Source organism: Bradyrhizobium sp. NAS80.1 (assembly GCF_001908205.1).
Classification (GTDB): Bacteria; Pseudomonadota; Alphaproteobacteria; order Rhizobiales; family Xanthobacteraceae; genus Bradyrhizobium.
On sequence record NZ_LGHL01000372.1, the window covers coordinates 1 to 1310 of the forward strand.

Genomic DNA, 1310 nt, shown 5'->3' on the forward strand with positions numbered 1-1310 from the left:
CGAACTGACGCGGTCCCCCCACGTCTCTGCCGCGAGAACGCGTCAGCACGGCTTAGAAAAATTACACCTCACAGAAAACCGAGTTTTTCAACACAATCGGCCAGACTCGGACATTCGTTTGTTATTCAAATCACCTCGTTCGCGCCTGCGAGCAGCGCCGGCGGCACGGTGAGGCCAAGCGCCTTGGCGGTCTTGAGGTTGATAACCAGTAGGTACTTGGTCGGAGCTTGAACCGGCAAGACGGAGGGCTTCTCGCCCTTCAGGATACGGTCGACGTAGCCGGCCACGTGCTTGTATAGCTCGACCCGATCAGGCCCGTAGGAGAGCAGGCCGCCGTCGACGGTGACCAAGCGGTCGGAATAAACCGCGGGCAGTTTGTGCCGGGCCGCCAGCGTGATGATCAGATTGCGATTGGCCGAGGTCAGCGCGCTCCCCGTCACGATCAGGCCGCCGTCCGGAGAGGCGGCGAAGGCCGCGACGGCGCGTTCGATCTCGCTCGTGTCGGGTGCGTCGACGGGGCTCACCTCCACTCCGATCAACTGCGCTATAGCCTGGATGGCGCTGAGCTGAGCGAGGCCAGTGGGATTAGCGGGATCCCGTAGGACAGCCACTCGAGTCACATTCGGTGCGATCTGCTTGAGGAGTTCGAGCCACTTTCCGCTCGAGCTATAGTCATAAAGCATAAAGCCGGTAGCGTTGCCGCCCGGCTGGGGCAGGGTATTTACCAAGCCAGCACCGACCGGATCGGTGACGTTCACGAACACGATCGGCAAGGTACGGGTAAGTTGTTGAACTGCCATCGCGCCCAGGGTGCCAACAGCTAGGATGACGTCCGGCGCAAGCGAGACCAATTCCGCCGCATATTTGCGAACGAGGTCTGCATTGTTTTCGCCCCAGCGGGTGTCAATCCGCACATTACGGCCCTCACCCCAGCCCAATTGTTGCAGATATTGCTGGAACGCTGCGAGGCTAACTTGACCTAGTGGGTCGTCAGCGGCCCGGTTCATAAGCACTCCGATCCGCCGCACCTGCTCGGGCTGCTGCGCGCGTGCCGCAAGCGGCAACGCTGCTGCCGCGCCACCGAGCAATGTGATGAAATCTCGCCGCCTCATAGACTACCCGCTGGACCGACGACCGGACCCTATCACACCGCCGGCACTGATAGGCAGCGTTCTGCGCAGCAGCAACTCTGGCCAGCCGACTTCCGCAACGGGTCATTTTCGACGGACTTAACCCGTTATCTCACCGATTGATGTCCGTGTTGCCCCGGAAGCAGACTTGAAGGAGAAGGGGGCGAAGCGACGCCGGCA

1 protein-coding gene is annotated in these 1310 nt (G+C 61.2%); it reads right to left on the minus strand.

Translation table 11 applies throughout. The features are described from left to right. Positions 1-125: 125 nt before the first annotated feature. Positions 126-1112 carry an ABC transporter substrate-binding protein gene (locus tag AC629_RS43530; RefSeq protein WP_084810742.1) on the minus strand — a complete coding sequence of 329 codons (987 nt, stop codon included), beginning with the start codon at positions 1110-1112 and terminating at the stop codon, positions 126-128. Positions 1113-1310 lie beyond the last annotated feature (198 nt).